General features: G+C 72.8%; 12 protein-coding genes. 9 read left to right on the top strand and 3 right to left on the bottom strand.

Translation table 11 applies throughout. The annotated features are described in order from the left end of the window. Positions 1–38 precede the first annotated feature (38 nt). Entirely contained in the window at positions 39–683 is a 645-nt protein-coding gene (locus tag ACFWFR_RS00130) for a phosphatase PAP2 family protein (RefSeq protein WP_377620348.1), read from the top strand. A gap of 52 nt (positions 684–735) precedes the next feature. On the opposite strand, the gene ACFWFR_RS00125 is transcribed toward ACFWFR_RS00130, so the two are convergent. Then, on the bottom strand, positions 736–1956 hold the full coding sequence (locus ACFWFR_RS00125) for a glycosyltransferase family 4 protein (RefSeq protein ID WP_377620347.1): 1221 nt from the start codon (positions 1954–1956) through the stop codon (positions 736–738). A gap of 84 nt (positions 1957–2040) precedes the next feature. Here ACFWFR_RS00125 and ACFWFR_RS00120 point away from each other — a divergent pair, with 84 nt between their 5' ends. Continuing rightward, positions 2041–3144 (top strand): glycosyltransferase family 4 protein, encoded by a 1104-nt coding sequence (locus ACFWFR_RS00120; RefSeq protein WP_377620345.1) that lies wholly within the window; start codon positions 2041–2043, stop codon positions 3142–3144. Between the two features lie 6 nt (positions 3145–3150). Here ACFWFR_RS00120 and ACFWFR_RS00115 read toward each other — a convergent pair whose 3' ends face one another. Next, the gene (locus ACFWFR_RS00115) at positions 3151–6525 is read right to left on the bottom strand and encodes a hypothetical protein (protein ID WP_377620343.1); all 3375 of its coding nucleotides are present in this window, start codon (positions 6523–6525) and stop codon (positions 3151–3153) included. A 106-nt stretch (positions 6526–6631) separates the two neighbouring features. Between ACFWFR_RS00115 and ACFWFR_RS00110 the strand changes: the two genes are divergently transcribed. From ACFWFR_RS00110 to ACFWFR_RS00080, 7 genes are all read left to right on the top strand, one after another. Then, positions 6632–7762 carry a glycosyltransferase family 4 protein gene (locus ACFWFR_RS00110; protein ID WP_377620342.1) on the top strand — a complete coding sequence of 377 codons (1131 nt, stop codon included), beginning with the start codon at positions 6632–6634 and terminating at the stop codon, positions 7760–7762. Positions 7763–7881: 119 nt separating this feature from the next. Next, complete coding sequence (locus ACFWFR_RS00105) at positions 7882–9090, top strand: polysaccharide ABC transporter ATP-binding protein (protein ID WP_377620341.1); 1209 nt, start codon at positions 7882–7884, stop codon at positions 9088–9090. Between the two features lie 2 nt (positions 9091–9092). After that, entirely contained in the window at positions 9093–9911 is an 819-nt protein-coding gene (locus ACFWFR_RS00100; protein ID WP_056764177.1) for an ABC transporter permease, read from the top strand. Positions 9912–9931: 20 nt separating this feature from the next. Beyond that, positions 9932–11119, top strand: a complete 1188-nt coding sequence (locus ACFWFR_RS00095; RefSeq protein ID WP_377620340.1) for a glycosyltransferase family 4 protein — start codon at positions 9932–9934, stop codon at positions 11117–11119. Then, positions 11116–12267 (top strand): GNAT family N-acetyltransferase, encoded by a 1152-nt coding sequence (locus tag ACFWFR_RS00090; RefSeq protein WP_377620339.1) that lies wholly within the window; start codon positions 11116–11118, stop codon positions 12265–12267. Before ACFWFR_RS00095 ends, ACFWFR_RS00090 begins: the two co-directional genes overlap by 4 nt. A 32-nt stretch (positions 12268–12299) precedes the next feature. Continuing rightward, entirely contained in the window at positions 12300–12488 is a 189-nt protein-coding gene (locus tag ACFWFR_RS00085; RefSeq protein ID WP_377620337.1) for a hypothetical protein, read from the top strand. A gap of 124 nt (positions 12489–12612) precedes the next feature. Then, complete coding sequence (locus tag ACFWFR_RS00080; protein WP_377620336.1) at positions 12613–13836, top strand: GNAT family N-acetyltransferase; 1224 nt, start codon at positions 12613–12615, stop codon at positions 13834–13836. On the opposite strand, the gene ACFWFR_RS00075 is transcribed toward ACFWFR_RS00080, so the two are convergent. Beyond that, on the bottom strand, positions 13808–15574 hold a 1767-nt coding region (locus tag ACFWFR_RS00075; RefSeq protein ID WP_377620334.1), incomplete at its 5' end, for a LamG-like jellyroll fold domain-containing protein. The two genes, ACFWFR_RS00080 and ACFWFR_RS00075, sit on opposite strands and share 29 nt — an antisense overlap.

The following is a 15574-nucleotide window of genomic DNA, read 5'->3' as shown; positions in this document are numbered from 1 at the left end:
CCCAGGGGTCGCCCGACGTACTCCCAGGAAGGCTGCCCATGACCACGGACGAGCTGCACGACGTCGATGCCCGCCCAGGGCGGTCGGCACGCGTCCCGCTACTGCTCGCAGGAGCCGTGGTGCTCGGCGCCGTCTTCGCCGCGACGTACGTCGCGACCGTCCGCACGCTCTCAGGACAGCAGCTCGACAACGGCGCGTTCGTCTCGTGGCAGCAGCTCAACCCGTTCCTCGGGTCGTTCGCGCAGGTCCTGCGACCGGCCCTGCCCGTGGCGCTCGGGGTCGTGTGCGCGGTCCTCGGGGTGCTCGCGCTGCGGGCACGTCGGTGGCGAGCCGTCGTGCGCGCCGTGGCAGTCGTGGCCGTCACGGTCCCGCTCGCACGCTGGCTCCGCGACGTGGCGCTCGACCGGCCGGACCTCGCCGACCTGGCCTACCCCCAGAACACCCTGCCCTCGGGGCACGTCGCGGTGACGGCTGCGCTGTGCGTCGCGGTCGTGTTCCTCTGGCCGCGCCGCTCGGTGGCTCTCGTGGCGTGGGCCGTCGTCGTGAGCCTCGTGGCGTGCGTCGCGTCGCTGCTCGAGCACGCGCACCGCCCGAGCGACGTCGTCGCGTCCCTCGCGCTCGTGGGGACGGTCACGTGCCTGGTGCTGGCGTGCACGCAGCGTCGGGACCCCCTCACGAGGTAGAACGTCCTGCGTCGAGGTAGTACCCGCCGGGTTCTACCTCGTGCAGGAGGTTCTACCTCGGCGCTCGCGCTCGCTGGGCAGAGCGTGCTCTCACGACGCGCCCGTAGATCTCGTCGTACCGGTCCACGACGGCCTCCCAGGTGTAGCCCTCGACCTCCCGGCGCCCCGCGGCCCCGAGCGCGCCGGCGACGTCCGGTGCATCGAGCAGCGAGCTGATCGCCCCCGCGAGCGCCGCGGCGTCCCGGGGGTCGACGAGCAGGCCGTCGACGCCGTCCGTGATGAGCGTGCGGGGTCCTCCGAGCACCGTGCCGACCACGGGGCGCCCGGCCCGCCAGGCCTCGAGGACCACGATCGACGCGGCCTCCTTGCGGCTCGGCACGACCACGACCGTGGCCGCCGACAGCGCCTCGGCGACCGCGTCCGGCCCCAGCATCCCGGGGAACGACACGCTGTCCTCGACCCCGAGCGCCCGTGCCCGACGCCGCAGGTCCGCGAGCTCCGACCCGTCCCCCACGATCGTGAGCCGCGCCCGGTCCTTGAGGTCCGACGCCGCGAACGCCTCGAGCAGCAGGTCGAAGCCCTTGACGTGCTCGACGCGGCCCACCGCGAGCAGCACGGGCTCGGCCGCGTCGTCGGCGGCCGTCGGACCCGCGGCAGCGGTGGCCGTCCCGGCCGGACCCCCGCCCTCGACCTGGGCTGCCGGACCCCCGCCGAGCTCCACGCCGTTCGGCACGACGACGGCCCCCGCGAACCCGAACCGCTCGGCCAGGTCCTCGGTGACGATCGTCGAGCAGCCCGTCACGGCGTCCGCGCGGGTGAGCGCGGCACCGAACCAGGTCCGCATCCACCACGAGGTGCCGAGCGCGTCGTGGTCGTCGGCGAACGTCTCGCCGTGCGAGCTGACCACGAGCGGGGTGCGGGTGAGGCGCCCCAGGGCCGTGGCGTAGACGCCGTTGGGGCCGAAGCACTGCACGTGCAGGACGTCGGGGCGCAGCGAGCGGTACGCGCGGGACCATCGCCAGGCGGCCGCGGGCCAGCGGACCGCGAAGGACAGCACGCCGCGAGCACCGCGCGAGGGCTGGGGGGTCGGCAGGTAGCGGACCGTGACGCCGTCGAGCACACGGGTCCCGAGGTGCTCGCCCTGGTCGACCGCCCACACCTCGACCGTCTCCCCGCGCGCGGCGAGGACGCGCGCGACGTGCTGGACGTGGGTCTCGACCCCGCCCGTGCGAGGCGCGTAGGAGCTCGTGACGAGCGCGGTCCGAGGACTCATTTCGCCCTCTCCGGACCGTGGTCCAGGCGTTGCGCGCCGCTAGAGTGAGGCACTTCCCGGACCGCGAGAGAACGGACTCCCCGCATGCCGCAGCTGGTGATCGCGACCGTCGCGGTTGAGGTGCCCATGGGCGCGCAAGTTTATCAGGAGGAGGTCGCCACGCGGGCGGCCAGAGCCCTCTCGGCCCCCTCCCCGGGCGCGGATTCACCCACCGCGTCGTCGGCTCCCTCAGCCGCCGGGGACTGGACCGTGAAGCGCGTCGTCGCACGCTCGCTGCGCTCGCCCCTGCCCGGCACGCTCCGCCTCCCGCTCTCCCGCCTCGGCACCGCCTCGCCCGCGCTCCGCCGGGCCGCGGGCCGGGTCGTCTACCCGCGCGGCGCCGTCGTCCACCGCGTCGGGCTCGAGCTGCCCCCGCACCCGACACGCGACGTCGTGACCATCCAGGACGTGGTCTCGTGGCGGTTCGACGACGAGTCCCGGCCGGTGCGTGCGGCCGCCGAGGAGGCCCGGCGCGCCGCAGCCGTCGTCACCGTCTCCGAGTTCAGCGCCGACGAGATCGCCGAGCTGCTCGGCGTCGAGCGCCCGCACGTCGCCTACAACGGGGTCGACGAGCGCTACTTCCGCACCGCGCCGCTCGACGTCGCGGCACTCGAGAACCTGGGCATCACCGGTCCGTACGTGCTGCACGCGGGCGGCGCTTCGCGGCGCAAGAACCTCGAGAGCCTCGCCGCGGCGTGGCCGCTGATCCACAGCGCTCGCCCCGACGTCACGCTCGTCATGAGCGGTCCGCGGAACTGGCGTCGGGACGAGCTCTTCGGCGCGCTCGCGGGCACGCGCCTCGTCGGCCGCCTGCCCGACGACGTCATGCCGGGTCTGGTCGCGGGCGCCGCCGTCGTCGTGGTCCCCTCGCACTACGAGGGCTTCGGTCTGCCCGCGCTCGAGGGCATGGCCGCGGGGGTACCCGTGGTCGCGGCCCGCACGAGCTCGCTGCCCGAGGTCGTGGGCGACGGGGGCCTGCTCGTGGACCCGACACCCGACGAGATCGCCCAGGCCACCCTGTTCGCGCTCTCGGACGACCCTGAGGTCGCGGCCATGGTCGAGCGCGGCCGGGTCCGCTCGGCCGACTTCACGTGGGAGCGCAGCGCGGCGCAGCACGCGGCCGTGTGGCGGAGCGTGGCCGCGCGCTGACGCGGGTCAGGCTCCGGGCCCCCAGGCCTGGAGCGCGCTCACGGTCGCGACGTACGCGCTCTCGGTCGAGAGCGGCAGGAAGGACGGGTGCAGCCCACCCACGACGCCCGAGTAGTTCGCCGCGAGCACGGGCACGCCCCGCTCGGTCGTCATGGGCACAGAGACGCGCACCGCGGTGACCTCTACCGGGTCGATCTCGAACACCGCGACCCGGTCGGAGAACTGGTCCTTCTGCTCGACGACGTCCTGCCACGTGCCGTCCGGCAGCTGGACCGAGACGGTGTAGTCCCGCAGTCCCATGCTGCAGCACCGGATGCCTGCCGTGGCGACGCCGATGCGGTCGATCGTCTGCGGCCCGTCGGTCGTCACGGTCACCGAGGGGTTCTCGTCGACGACGTCGTCCGCGAGGCGCCCGGACCGCCACGGGTCCCGGACGTCGAACATCCCGGACGTCACCACCTGGGCGTCGGCCTCCTCGTGGGTCGAGGTGGCGGTGACGGGCCGACCCGCGAGGAGGTCCGGGCCGAAGGGCTCGACGGCTCCCACGCCCAGGGTCTGGCCCGGCGTGCCGACGAGGAAGACGGGTGCTCCCGTGACGGGGAGGTCGACGCCGTCCGCACCGACGTCGATGCTCGTCTCGGCCCCGTACTGGTCGAGCAACCGCAGCGTGCTCTGGCCGCCGTCGGCCGTGAGGCGCAGCATGGTCGACAGGTCGTCGCCCCAGACCGCGAGGAGCTGCTCGCCCGCCGGCCCCTCGGCCGAGGCCGCGAACGTGCCTGGCACACCCGTCTCGACGAACGTCGGCGCCCCGTAGGGGGCGAGCAGGGCCGAGGTCGCCGCGAAGGACGCACCGGCCGGCTTGACGTAGCTCCCGTACTGGACGAGCGACCACGAGTTGCCCGACTCGCCGAAACCGCCCTCGGAGAAGAAGTACGTCCACTCGTCGATCCCCTCGGACCCGTACCAGAGGAGCTTGCGCGCGACGTCCGAGCCGCCCGCCCAGAAGTTCGCGACGCCGTCGGACCACCAGCCGGACTCGGTGTCCCAGACGGGTGGGGCCCCGCACGGAGCGACGGCCTCGCGCAGCGCGTCGAGGTCGTCGCCCGGCTGCGAGAAGCCCTGCTCCTCCCACGAGCGGTTGAGGCCCGTGTACGGGTGGATGCCGACCACGTCCATCGAGGCGCACCCGCCGGCCTCGACGAGCGCGGCCCACCAGTCGGGCACGATCCCCAGGGTGTTCCCGCCGACGATCCGGACGCCCGGGAACGCGGCGCGCGCCCCCGCCGCGAACGGCGCACCGATCTTCTCCTCGTACTGCGCGCCGTCGTCGAAGCCCGTGTTGTTCGGCTCGTTCCACGGCTGCCAGGCCACGATCCCCGGTGCCTCCTGCGTGATCGCCGCGACGATCTCGCGCGACCATCCCTCCCAGGTGCCCGCGTCGACCGCCGCCCGCTCTGCCTCGCCGCCGGACCCGAGCTGGAGCGTCAGCGTGACCCCGCTGGCCTCCGCGAGCGCCGCGGCAGCCGCGAGCTCGGCGAACGGGTCGGTCTCGACCCCTTCCTCGGGCTCGGGCATGCCGGCGCTCGGGAGCGAGTCCCAGACCAGCCCGTCGGCGCTCGGTGTGCTGGTCGGGTCGGGCACGATCGCCCCGAAGTCGAGCTGCCAGCGGAAGCTGCCCACACCGAGCTGGTCGGCGAGCTGCACCCCGCGCAGGACCGATGCCCCGCCCCAGTCGGCGCCGTCGGCCAGCCCGGCGAGGTCGAGAGGGGCGCCAGGGGTCCCCACCGTGTAGCGCAGACAGGTCCCCGAGACCGGGTCGCCGCTCTCGCGGTCCACCAGGGCGGCGTCGACCTCGTAGACCCCGGGCCTCGTGGCGGGCAGCGTCACGGGCACGTCCCCGCCGGCCGCCGGGATCTCGGCGACCTGCTCGTCGCCCACGACGGGGTCCGGGACGCGTGGGTCGCCACGCACCTGGAAGCGCAGCTCGTACCGGTCGCCCTGGCGTCCCCACGAGTCGTCGAGGCTCAGGCGCACCGCAGGCTCCTCGCCCGGCGGGAAGTAGTTGTAGACCTCGTCGGTCACCAGCCCGGCCCCGGCGCCCATCACCGCGAGGAAGCCGTCGTTGACCGCGTTGTACTTCACGGGCGCACCGAGCTGGTAGGCCATGCGGTCCTGCGTGATCGCCGTGAGGGCCACGGCGCCCTCGCTCGTCGTCAGCGTGTAGTACGTGCCGTCGTCGAGCACGAGAGGCGACCCGTCGAGGAGCGTGAAGTCCGCATCGAGGTCCGCCCGTGCGTCGGGCCAGACACCGCGGCGGACTCCGTCCGCGCCGACGTGCTCGAACCCGAGGCCGTCCTCGATCACCACGAGGCCGTCACCGTCGGGGGCCGGAGCGACACCGACCACGGAGTCGAACCAGTACTGCGAGGGCTTGGCGAACGCCCACTTGCCGTTCGCGGTCGCTCCGAGGTGCATCTCCTCACCGCCGTCCTGGTCGAGGACCGTCAGGTCGTCGGTGGAACCCGCGTCCGAGGACCCCGAGGACTCGAGCACGAGCCCACCGTCCGGGAGCTGGCCCAGGACCTGGCCCGGGAAGTCGTCGCGCGTTCCGAGGATCTCCCCGTCCGTCCCCACGAGGTGCAGGGTGCGCTCGGTCTCGTGCACCCCGACCACGGGCCGACCGTCGAGGTCGTCCCACATCGCCATGCCGTACAGGTCGAGGACCCCGCCCTCGGTCTGGTCCCCCTCGGGCAGGTGCGTGGTCCAGGACCGGGTGCCGTCGGGCTCGAACCGGACGAGGTCGCGGCGTTGCATGAGCGTGTCGAGGAAGTAGACGCCACCGTCCGCGTCCACCTCGAACTGCTCGGGGCTGAACGCCTCGTTGCCCTCGTCGAGCTGCAGCTCGAAGTCCGTCGTGCCCACGACCTCGCCCGTCGTCACGTCGTAGCGGGTCACGCGGTAGGCGCTCGACCGGTCCCACTCCAGGACGTAGACCAGCCCGTCGCGGACGCGCATCGAGAGGACCGTGCCGTCCGTCAAGGTCGCGACGTCGTCCACGACGTCGCGACGCCCACCGAGCTCGGCCGGGTCGACCCCGTCGTGGGTGATCTTGTCGACCACCGGGAACCCGCACACCGGAGCAGCCCCCGGCTCGCTCGCGCTCACCACGGTCGGCATGGGCGGCCCGGACGCTCCGGGGTCCGCGGCCGCTCCCTCGTCGACAGCGCGGACGACCAGCACGGCCGCCGTCGCGACCGCGACCGTCCCCGCGACGCCGACCACCCAGGTCCGGCGCCGTCGATACCAGGGGGTGGGGCGCTCGCTCGGCTCTGGCGAGTCGGTCACGTCGGTGCTCCCGTCGGGCCCCGAAAGGTGGGCCAAGGATCGATCGTACGTCGGGCCCCTGCCGCCCCCGGGGCTCCTGCAGGCACATTTCACCCCCTCCGCAGCACGGTGGACGGCAGCGCCCATCCCCTACGCTGACCGCATGGACACGGACCTGCCCGACGTTGCCCGTGCGCCCGCAGGTCGATCGGTCCTCTGGCTGAGCAACGAGACACCCGACCGCCACGGCCAAGGTGGCCAACGGCGTCAGTACTTCCAGATCCGCGCCCTGGTCCGCGCAGGCTGCTCGGTCCACGTCATGACGCTCGCGGGCGACCAGGACGACGCCTCGCTGCGTGAGATCGCGACCGTCGAACGGTTCGCCCCGTTCGTCTACAAGCGCCTCCCTCACCCGAGCCGCTACTTCCTGGCTCGCCGTCGAGCGCGTTCCGGCAGGTTCGACCACGTGATCGTGGCCCACCTCGAGTCCTGGGCGTTGCTGCGCGGGGCCGGGCGCCGGCTCGGCGTCCCCGTCCTCGTCGACGTCCACAACGTCATGAGCCCCTGGCTGTCCCGGTACGGCAGGACGCGTGAGGCCGCCACGTTCCGCCGGATCGAGGACCGCGTCCTGCGTGATGCGTCGGCCGTCTCGGTGTGCTCCCCCGCCGAGCTCGACCGCCTGCCGGACGGCGGGACCGCGCGGCGGATCGTCGCGCCGCACGGGATCGACGAGTCCGAGTGGCCGCCACCCCCCACCGCCGTGCCGGGACCCGTCGTCGGGATGTTCGGCAACTGGTCCTGGACCCCGAACACCGCCGGGATCGCGTGGTTCGCCAAGGACGTGTGGCCCCGCGTCCGCGAGGCCGTGCCCGACGCCGAGTGGCACGTCGCGGGGAGCGGCACCCCCGCGCGGTTCGCCGAGATCGAGGGCTTCCGCGGGCTCGGTCGCGTCCCCGCGCTGACCGACCTCACGGCGGTCTCGCGCGTGGTCGGGGTCCCCGTGCGCGCGGGGGTCGGGGCCCCGGTCAAGTTCGGCGAGGCCCTCGCGACAGGGCGCCCCGTGATCGCCACGACCGACGGCGCGAGCGCGCACCCGGGCTCCCCGGCGCGCGTCACGAACGACACCGACGAGTGGGTCGCCTGGCTCGTCGAGCGGCTGGGTCCGGACCCCGCGCTCGCCGACGACGAGGGTCGGCGGACCTACCGCTGGGCGATGGACCAGCTGCCGTGGGAACGCACGACCGCGCCGATCGTCGCCTGGCTGTCCGAGAATTCCACCCGCTCCAGGGCCTGATCCGGCGTCCGCCCGCTGATAGTGTGCCCGTGTCGTAGAAGGCCCGGTTCTCACCGGTCGAGACTCCTCCGACCACCACACGATCCGCATCGCGCGGACACCATGCCGAAAGGGACACCGTGGCGGATCCCGCTGTTGCCGTGAAGGGCCTGGGCAAGTCCTACCGCATCGCGAAGAGCGGCTTCCGGCCCACGACCGCTGCCGAGGCAGTGATCAACCGGGTCAAGCACCCGCTGCACAAGCCCGAGTTCGAGGACTTCGAGGCGCTCAAGGACGTCAGCTTCGAGGTTCCGTGGGGCGAGGCCCTGGGCATCATCGGGCGCAACGGTGCGGGCAAGAGCACGCTCCTCAAGCTCCTGACCCGGATCACCGCTCCGTCCTCCGGCCGCATCGAGCTGGGCGGCCGGGTGGGCAGCCTGCTCGAGGTCGGCACCGGCTTCCACCCCGAGCTCACGGGACGGGAGAACGTCTACCTCAACGGCACGCTGCTCGGCATGCGGCGCAAGGAGATCCAGCGCCGGTTCGACGAGATCGTGGACTTCTCGGGGGTCGAGAAGTTCCTCGAGACCCCGGTCAAGCGCTACTCGTCGGGCATGTACGTGCGCCTCGCGTTCGCGGTCGCCGCGCACCTCGAGACCGAGATCCTCGCGATCGACGAGGTCCTCGCGGTCGGCGACGCCGAGTTCCAGGCCAAGTCGCTCGCCAAGATGCGCGACGTCGCGCGCGACGGTCGCACAGTGCTGTACGTGAGCCACCAGGCGCAGACGGTCTCCGCGTTGTGCACCCGGGCGATCTACCTCGACCAAGGCAAGCTCACCTACGCGGGCAACGTCGAGGACGCCCTCGCGGAGTACCGCAACAGCTTCACGAGCTTCCACGTCGCCCAGCAGGACGCGTCCCGACGTGCCGGCACCGGCGAGCTCCGCTTCACCGAGGCGACGATCGCCGAGGAGACCATGGAGCCCACCGAGGACAAGGTCATCGAGTTCGCGGTGAACGCCAACCCGGACCTCGTCGGCAGCTACTTCGTCTCGTGCCACGTCAACGACATGAACGGCAACATCGTCGTCCAGTGCGACTCGCGCCTCGTCGGCCTGTGGCTCGACCCGACCGTCCCGCAGCGCGGCGCACTGACCATCAAGGACCTGTGGCTCAAGCCGGGCAAGTACACGTACGACCTGTACGTGTGCAAGACCGGCATCCTCGACGCCTGGGAGGGCGCGGGGGCCTTCGAGGTCCTGCCCAACCCGCCGTACCCCGAGGTGACGTCCGACGAGGCGCTGACCCACGGCATGGTCCTGGCCGACTTCCAGTACGAGAGGTGGTGACGATGAGCAAGACCGTGATCACCCCGCCCGGGCGGTGGGACCTGCCGTCGGTCAAGGAGCTGTGGGAGGCCCGCGAGGTCCTCATCAGCTTCGGTCGGCGCGACGTCCTGCTGCGCTACCGGCAGACCGTGATCGGCGTCGCCTGGGTCATCCTGCAGCCGCTCGCCGCGGCCGGGATCTTCGCGATCGTGTTCGGTCAGGTCGCGGACCTGCCGAGCAACGGCGTCCCGTACTTCATCTTCGCCTTCGCGGGCCAGCTCGCGTGGAACGTGTTCAGCGGCGTCGCGAGCCGCTCGTCGTCCTCGCTCGTGGCGAACCAGTCGCTCGTGTCGAAGGTCTTCTTCCCGCGCATGCTCGTGCCGCTCTCGACGATCCTCGCGGTCCTCGTGGACTACGCCGTCGCGTTCGGGCTGTTCGTGATCCTGCTGTTCGTCTACGGGATCAACCCCGGCTGGCCCATCCTGCTCCTGCCGTTCTGGACGCTGCTGGCCGTGCTGCTGGGCGCCGCGATCGGGGTCGCGAGCTCGGCCGTCATGGTCAAGTACCGCGACGTCGGGTACGCCTTGCCCTGGGTCGTCCAGATCCTCATGTATGCGACCCCCGTCGCGTACTCGTTGGAGGCCGTCCCGGCGAACCTGCTGTGGATCTTCAACATCAACCCGCTCACGTGGCTGCTCGAGGGCTTCCGCTGGTCGCTGCTCGGCCAGGCAGCCCCCGAGGCGTGGCAGGTCGTCGCCCTGGTCGTGGTGTCGGGGCTCGCCTTCACGGGCGGCGCGCTGATCTTCCAGAAGCTCGAGCGTGGCTTCGCCGACGTGATCTGAGCCCGCCAGGAGGGATCTCGATGCAGCGATCCACGGACGCGGTCGACCGGCCGTACGTCCACGTCATCACGCCGGGCGACCACTACTCCCCGAGGACCGGCAGCGCTGTACCCACCGTCGTGGACGGCCTGGTCCGCGGCGCGTCCGCAGGGTCCGCGCCGTCGTCGGTCGTCGTGGCCCGTGGGACGTACCCGGACCGCTATCCCGGCGTGGACGTCGTCGAGTACCCCCAGGTCTCGGCGCGGCGCGCGGACCGCTACCTGGACGCCGCGTCGTCGCGCGTGGGCCTCCCCCGGTTCGGCGCCCGCCGCGCGTTCGCGGCCACCGTCCAGGACCAGGCGTCCTGGGCTCCGTCGTTCGTCCTGGCGCACAACGCCCCCCAGCTCGTCCCGCTCGTCGACCCGTCACGGCACCTTCCGGTCCTGTACGCCCACAACCAGCTCCTGCGCACCTACGGTCACCGTGAGCTGGCCCGCACGCTGGGTTCGGTGCACCGCATCGTCTGCGTCAGCAGCTTCCTGGCCGACGAGACGGTGTCGTTGCTCCCACGGCCGCTCCGGGACCGTGTCGTCGTCGTGCACAACGGGGTCGACGCCCCTGGCTCTCCCTCGGCCGAGCCCCGTCCTCGCGGCGAGCACCTCCACGTGGTCTTCGTCGGGCGCACCATCCCGGACAAGGGGGCCGACGTCCTCGTGGACGCCGTCCGCGAGCTCGCACGCGACGACGTGAAGCTCACGGTCGTCGGATCCGCGGGCTTCGACGCCGCAGCCCCTCTCACGCTCCACGAGAAGGACCTGCGACGCCGAGCATCGGGTTCGGCCTCCCCCGTGACGTTCACGGGCTTCCTTCCCCGTGGCCGGGTCCGGGAGATCCTGCGGACGGCCGACGTCGTCGTCGTGCCCTCGCGCTGGGCGGAGCCCTTCGCTCTCACCGCCCTCGAGGGCATGGCCGCGGGCGCCGCGGTCGTCGCCTCCGACATCGGGGGAGTCCCCGAGGCAGTCGGCTCGGGGGGTGTCCTCGTCCCGCCCGACGACGTGCGCGCACTCGCGCAGGCTCTGGCGGCTCTCGCGGACGACGACACGCTGCTCGCGCGGACCAAGATCGCCGGCGCCGCACGGGCCCACGAGATGGACTGGTCCCGTGCCCGCTCCCGCCTGGACGCGGTGCTCGGGAGCGCTCGTGCCCGGACCCCCGGGGCGGACGCATGAGCCCCGCGACCTCCCGGATCGTGCGGCTCGGCGACGTCACCCCTGCCGAAGCCGGACGGTGGGCCGATCTGGTCGACCGCGCGCTCGAGCCCAACCCGTTCCTCTCCCCCGCGTACCTGCTCTCGGCGGCCCGGCACCTCGCCCGTACCTCGGGGATCCTGCTCCTCGTCGTCGAGCGCGAGGATCGCATGATCGCGCTGCTCCCCCTCAGCCGCGCGGGCCGCTTCCACGGCACCCCCCTGCGGTACGCGACGACGGCCGGCGCCTTCCTCAAGGACGACGCACCGCTGTGCGCGCCGCTCGTCGACACCGAGCACGCGGAAGCAGCGCTCGACGAGCTGCTCGGTTTCCTCGCGGAGCGGCGCAACGGCATCCCCCCGCTCGTCGAGCTCACGCTCCTCCCGGGAAGCGGCGCGCTCCACGAGGCGCTCCACGACGCCTGCCTGCGCGCGAAGATCCCGATGCTCGAGCGGTCCCGGTTCGAGCGTGCCTTCCTCGACCGTTCGAGCGACGCGCCCCCTCCCCGGGACGCCCTGAGTCGGTCCAAGCGTCGACAGGTCGAGCGCCTGACCCGACGCCTCGAGGAGGCGACCGGATCGGCCCTGACCATGGAGGACCGCGGGGACGATCCCCGCGCCTTCGAGACCTTCGTCGCTCTGGAGGGTGCGGGCTGGAAGGGCGACGTCGACCAGGACGGCGGCGCCCTCCGGGTGACCCCGGGCGCGGTCGAGTGGTTCACCGACGTCACCGACGGGCTGCGCGAGCGCAAGAACCTCCGTCTGCTGACGCTCACAGCGGGCGACGACGTCGTGTACATGTCGTTGATCCTGGGCGCGGGCGGCTCGCTCTACTCCCTGATGGACACCTACGACGAACGGTTCGCGAAGTTCAGCCCCGGGGTGATCGGGCGGGTCATGGAGCAGGAGTTCGTCCTCGGCAGCACGACCGCGGACCGTTTCGACCCGTGCCTGCACCCCAAGAACGCCGGGCCCACCGGCCTCTACAGGGACCGACGTCCGCTCGTGGGAGTCGTGCTCGCGACACGCGGCCTCCTCCCCCGGCTCCTGATCCGGTCCGTCCCCACGCTCCGGCGGTTGCGCGGTCGGTTCGTCAGCCCGCCTCGCGAGTCCGCGGCGGAGGCGTCATGATCGGGGCGACTACCCGTGAAGGGCGCCCGACCATGGCATGGAACGACCGCGGGATCCTCGCCGCGACGCTGGGCCACACCGGCAGGGCCTGGACCGACGCCCCGTCCGACCCCGCACCGGCCGATCCCGAGTTCCTTCGACGTACCACCTATCTCGGCCCTGAGCTCGGCTTCGGGCACCCCGGCGAGGGCCCGCCCGCGGCCCTGTCGACCGCTCGCTGACTCACTTCTCCAGCTCCACGGGGCGATCGAGAGCCTTCTCTCGCACCCGTCATCTCATCGTGCAGCCCTGATGGGCTCTCCGCCGTGCGGCGTCTCGCGTGCGCCGCCTCTCGAACGGGTCTCCATGCCTACTCTCGACTCCTCCCCCCTGACCGTCCGGCTCGCCGCTGTCGCCACGCTCGAGGCCGACGACCTCGCCCGCTGGAACGACCTCGCCGAGCACGCCGTCGAACCGAACGTCTTCTACGGTCCGGACTTCCTCGTCCCGACCGCCGCACACTTCGACACCGGGCGGACCCTGCGGCTCGTGATCGTCGAAGCGGACGGCTCCTGGCTCGCGGTCATGCCCTACGAGATGGTCCCGGCGAACCGGCGCTGGCCGCACCGCCACGCGTCGAACGACGGGCCGATCCTCAACCAGTTCACGTCGTTCGGGCTCCCCCTGCTCCGCGAGCACGACCTCCGACGCTCGGTGACAGGACTCGTGCGCGCGCTCCGCCGGTTCTCGCACGAGCTCGGCGGCAGCATCGAGATGGCCTTCGTCTCGGGTGACGGTCCCGGGGGTGCGGCCCTCCAGCAGGCCTTCGCGGACCAGGGTGCGAGGCTCCACGTCTGGGGTGGGGACGAGCGCGCCGCGGTCCGCTTCGCCGAGGTGGACGCTCCGGAGCCGCTCGGCTACCTGCCGAGGTCCCGCGCCAAGGCCGTCCGGCGGCGGGCCCGCCGCCTCACCGAGGCCCTGGGTGCCCCTGCCGACCTCGACGCGCTCTCGCTCGATCCCCTCGACGACCCAGCGGCCTTCCTGGCGTTCGAGCTCGAGACGTGGAAGGCCGATCCCGACCGGGACGGCCCGGGATTCTCCCGCCTGCGGCAGGGGCCCGAGTGGTTCTCCGACGTCTTCGCCGCACACGCGGCCAAGGGGCGCGCGACCCTCGTGGCGCTGCGCCCGGCCGGCGAGACCCTGTACATGGCGGCCTTCCTCCGGTCGGGCAGCACCCTCTTCGCCTGGTACGACGAGTACTCCGAGTCCTGGGCGCAGTACGCGCCGGGAGTCCTCGGCCGGTTGCTCACGGTCAGGAGGTTCGCTGCCGACACCGACCTCGACCTGCTCGACTCGTGCATGCACCCGTCGCTCTACCCTGACCAGAACGAGCTCTATCCCTCGCGCCTGCGCACGGTGTCCTTCACCGCAGCGCTGGGCCGGTGGCCAGGGCAGCTGTTGCTGCGCGAGATCGTGGCCCTGGGGCACGGTCGTCGCGCGCTCGCCCGCCGTGTCCGCGCGGCCCGGGGTTCGCGCGGGGACCGTGCCCGCCCGGGCGAGGTCAGGCAGGGGGCGGGGTCTGGGTCCTGAGCGCGGTGACCTCGGCAGCCGTCAGTGCGCGGTCGTAGAGCCTGACGCCGTCGACGGCCCCCTTGAGCGGGAGCGTTCCGCCGGGCTGCCCGCCCAGGAGCAGCGGCAACGTGTTGACCCCGACCGCCCCCGGTCCAGCGGCCGAGCCCTGCTCGACGCCGTCGACGTACAGCCGCATGCGCTGCCCGTCGTACGTTCCCACGAGGTGGACCCACGTGGTCCCGTCCGAGGGGTAGGTCGACGTGGCGTTGACCCGGTAGGTGTCACCTGACGTCGCCTGGTTGAGGCGGAGGAAGGCCTTGCCCGCACTGGACAGGCCCAGCTCGAACCCGTCGGTCGCGCTCGGCGAGGCCTTCTTGACCACGTACTGGGTCGCGACCTGCTCGGGCCGCACCCAGGCGGCGACGGTCAGGGCCGACGAGACGTCGAGCGCGTCCGCGTCGGGGATCGAGACCTTGCCCGTCGCGCCGTCGAACCGCAGGGCGGAGCGACCGCCGGAGGTGACCCACGTGGTTCCTCCGGACAGGGCCCCCGCGTTCCCCCAGCCCGACGTGTCCGCCGCGCTGAGCCCCGTACCCTCCTCGAGGTCCCAGGCCCCCCGCAGACCGTCGGCCGGGGTCACCTTGACCGTCGCGGTGGCGGGGGACGACCAGAGCCCGTTCGCGCCGACGCGGAACGTGAAGGTCGCGGTCCCCACGTAGCCCGCGGCGGGCGTGTAGGTGAACGCGCCCGTGGCCGCGTTCGTGACCGCCACGGTGCCCGACGACGGAGCGGCGACCACCTCGAACGTCAGCGCACCGCCGCTCGGCGAGCTGCCCGCGAGCGTGCCCGTGACCGCGGCACCGATCGTGGTCGAGGCAGCGACGTCCTGCGCGACGGGCGGCAGGGCAGGCTGCTCGACCGACTCGTGGAGCGCGGCGACCTGGGCTGCGGTCAGCGCGCGGTCGAAGAGACGCACCGAGTCGACCGCACCCTGGAAGGGATACAGGCCGTCGGGCTGCGCGCCGATCGTCAACGGGAGCGTGTTGACCCCGACCGACGCGGGGCCCGCGACGTTCCCCTGCTCGACCCCGTCCACGTAGATCCGCAACCGCTGTCCGTCGTACGTCCCCGCCAGGTGCACCCACGTGCTCCCGTTCGTCGGCAGGACCGACGTCGCATTCGCCCGGAACGTGTCACCCGACGTCTTCTGGTTGACCCGCAGGAACGGCTTCCCCGCACTCGAGATCCCCAGCTCGTACCCGTCGGACGACCCCGACACCGCCTTCTTCACCACGTACTGCGTCGCGTGCCGCTCCGGGCGCACCCACGCCGAGACCGTCAATGCCGACGACACGTCCAGCGCCTCGGAGGCGGGAACCGACACCTTGCCGGCGGTGCCGTCCAGCCGGACCGCCTTGCCGTCCGTCCCGGTCACCCAGGCGGCCCCGCCGGACAGGGTGCCGGTCTGCCCCCAGCCCGAGGAGTCGGCGGTCGTGGTCCCCGTCCCCTCGTCGAGCTCCCACGCACCCCGGATCCCCGCGGCCGAGGTCACGCGCACGGTCTGCGTCGCGACGTTCGACCACGTCGTCCCGGCCTTGACGCGGAAGGTGAAGGTCGTCGTCCCGACGTAGCCCGCGGCGGGCGTGTAGGAGAACGCTCCCGTGGCCGCGTTCGTGACCGCCACGGTGCCCGACGACGGAGCGGCGACCACCTCGAACGTCAGCGCACCGCCGCTCGGCGAGCTGCCCGCGAGCGT

This window comes from Oerskovia sp. NPDC060287 (assembly GCF_042726775.1).
Taxonomy (GTDB): Bacteria; Actinomycetota; Actinomycetes; order Actinomycetales; family Cellulomonadaceae; genus Oerskovia; species Oerskovia merdavium.
Note: the sequence above shows the minus strand (reverse complement) of the source record. Positions and strands in the feature narration are given on the sequence as shown.

Excerpts from the sequence above, each read along its gene's own strand:
- ACFWFR_RS00130 (WP_377620348.1), top strand. The coding sequence starts at position 39 with ATGACCACGGACGAGCTGCACGACGTCGATGCCCGCCCAGGGCGGTCG.
- ACFWFR_RS00125 (WP_377620347.1), bottom strand. The coding sequence starts at position 1,956 with ATGAGTCCTCGGACCGCGCTCGTCACGAGCTCCTACGCGCCTCGCACG.
- ACFWFR_RS00120 (WP_377620345.1), top strand. The coding sequence starts at position 2,041 with ATGCCGCAGCTGGTGATCGCGACCGTCGCGGTTGAGGTGCCCATGGGC.
- ACFWFR_RS00110 (WP_377620342.1), top strand. The coding sequence starts at position 6,632 with ATGGACACGGACCTGCCCGACGTTGCCCGTGCGCCCGCAGGTCGATCG.
- ACFWFR_RS00100 (WP_056764177.1), top strand. The coding sequence starts at position 9,093 with ATGAGCAAGACCGTGATCACCCCGCCCGGGCGGTGGGACCTGCCGTCG.
- ACFWFR_RS00095 (WP_377620340.1), top strand. The coding sequence starts at position 9,932 with ATGCAGCGATCCACGGACGCGGTCGACCGGCCGTACGTCCACGTCATC.
- ACFWFR_RS00090 (WP_377620339.1), top strand. The coding sequence starts at position 11,116 with ATGAGCCCCGCGACCTCCCGGATCGTGCGGCTCGGCGACGTCACCCCT.
- ACFWFR_RS00085 (WP_377620337.1), top strand. The coding sequence starts at position 12,300 with ATGGCATGGAACGACCGCGGGATCCTCGCCGCGACGCTGGGCCACACC.
- ACFWFR_RS00080 (WP_377620336.1), top strand. The coding sequence starts at position 12,613 with ATGCCTACTCTCGACTCCTCCCCCCTGACCGTCCGGCTCGCCGCTGTC.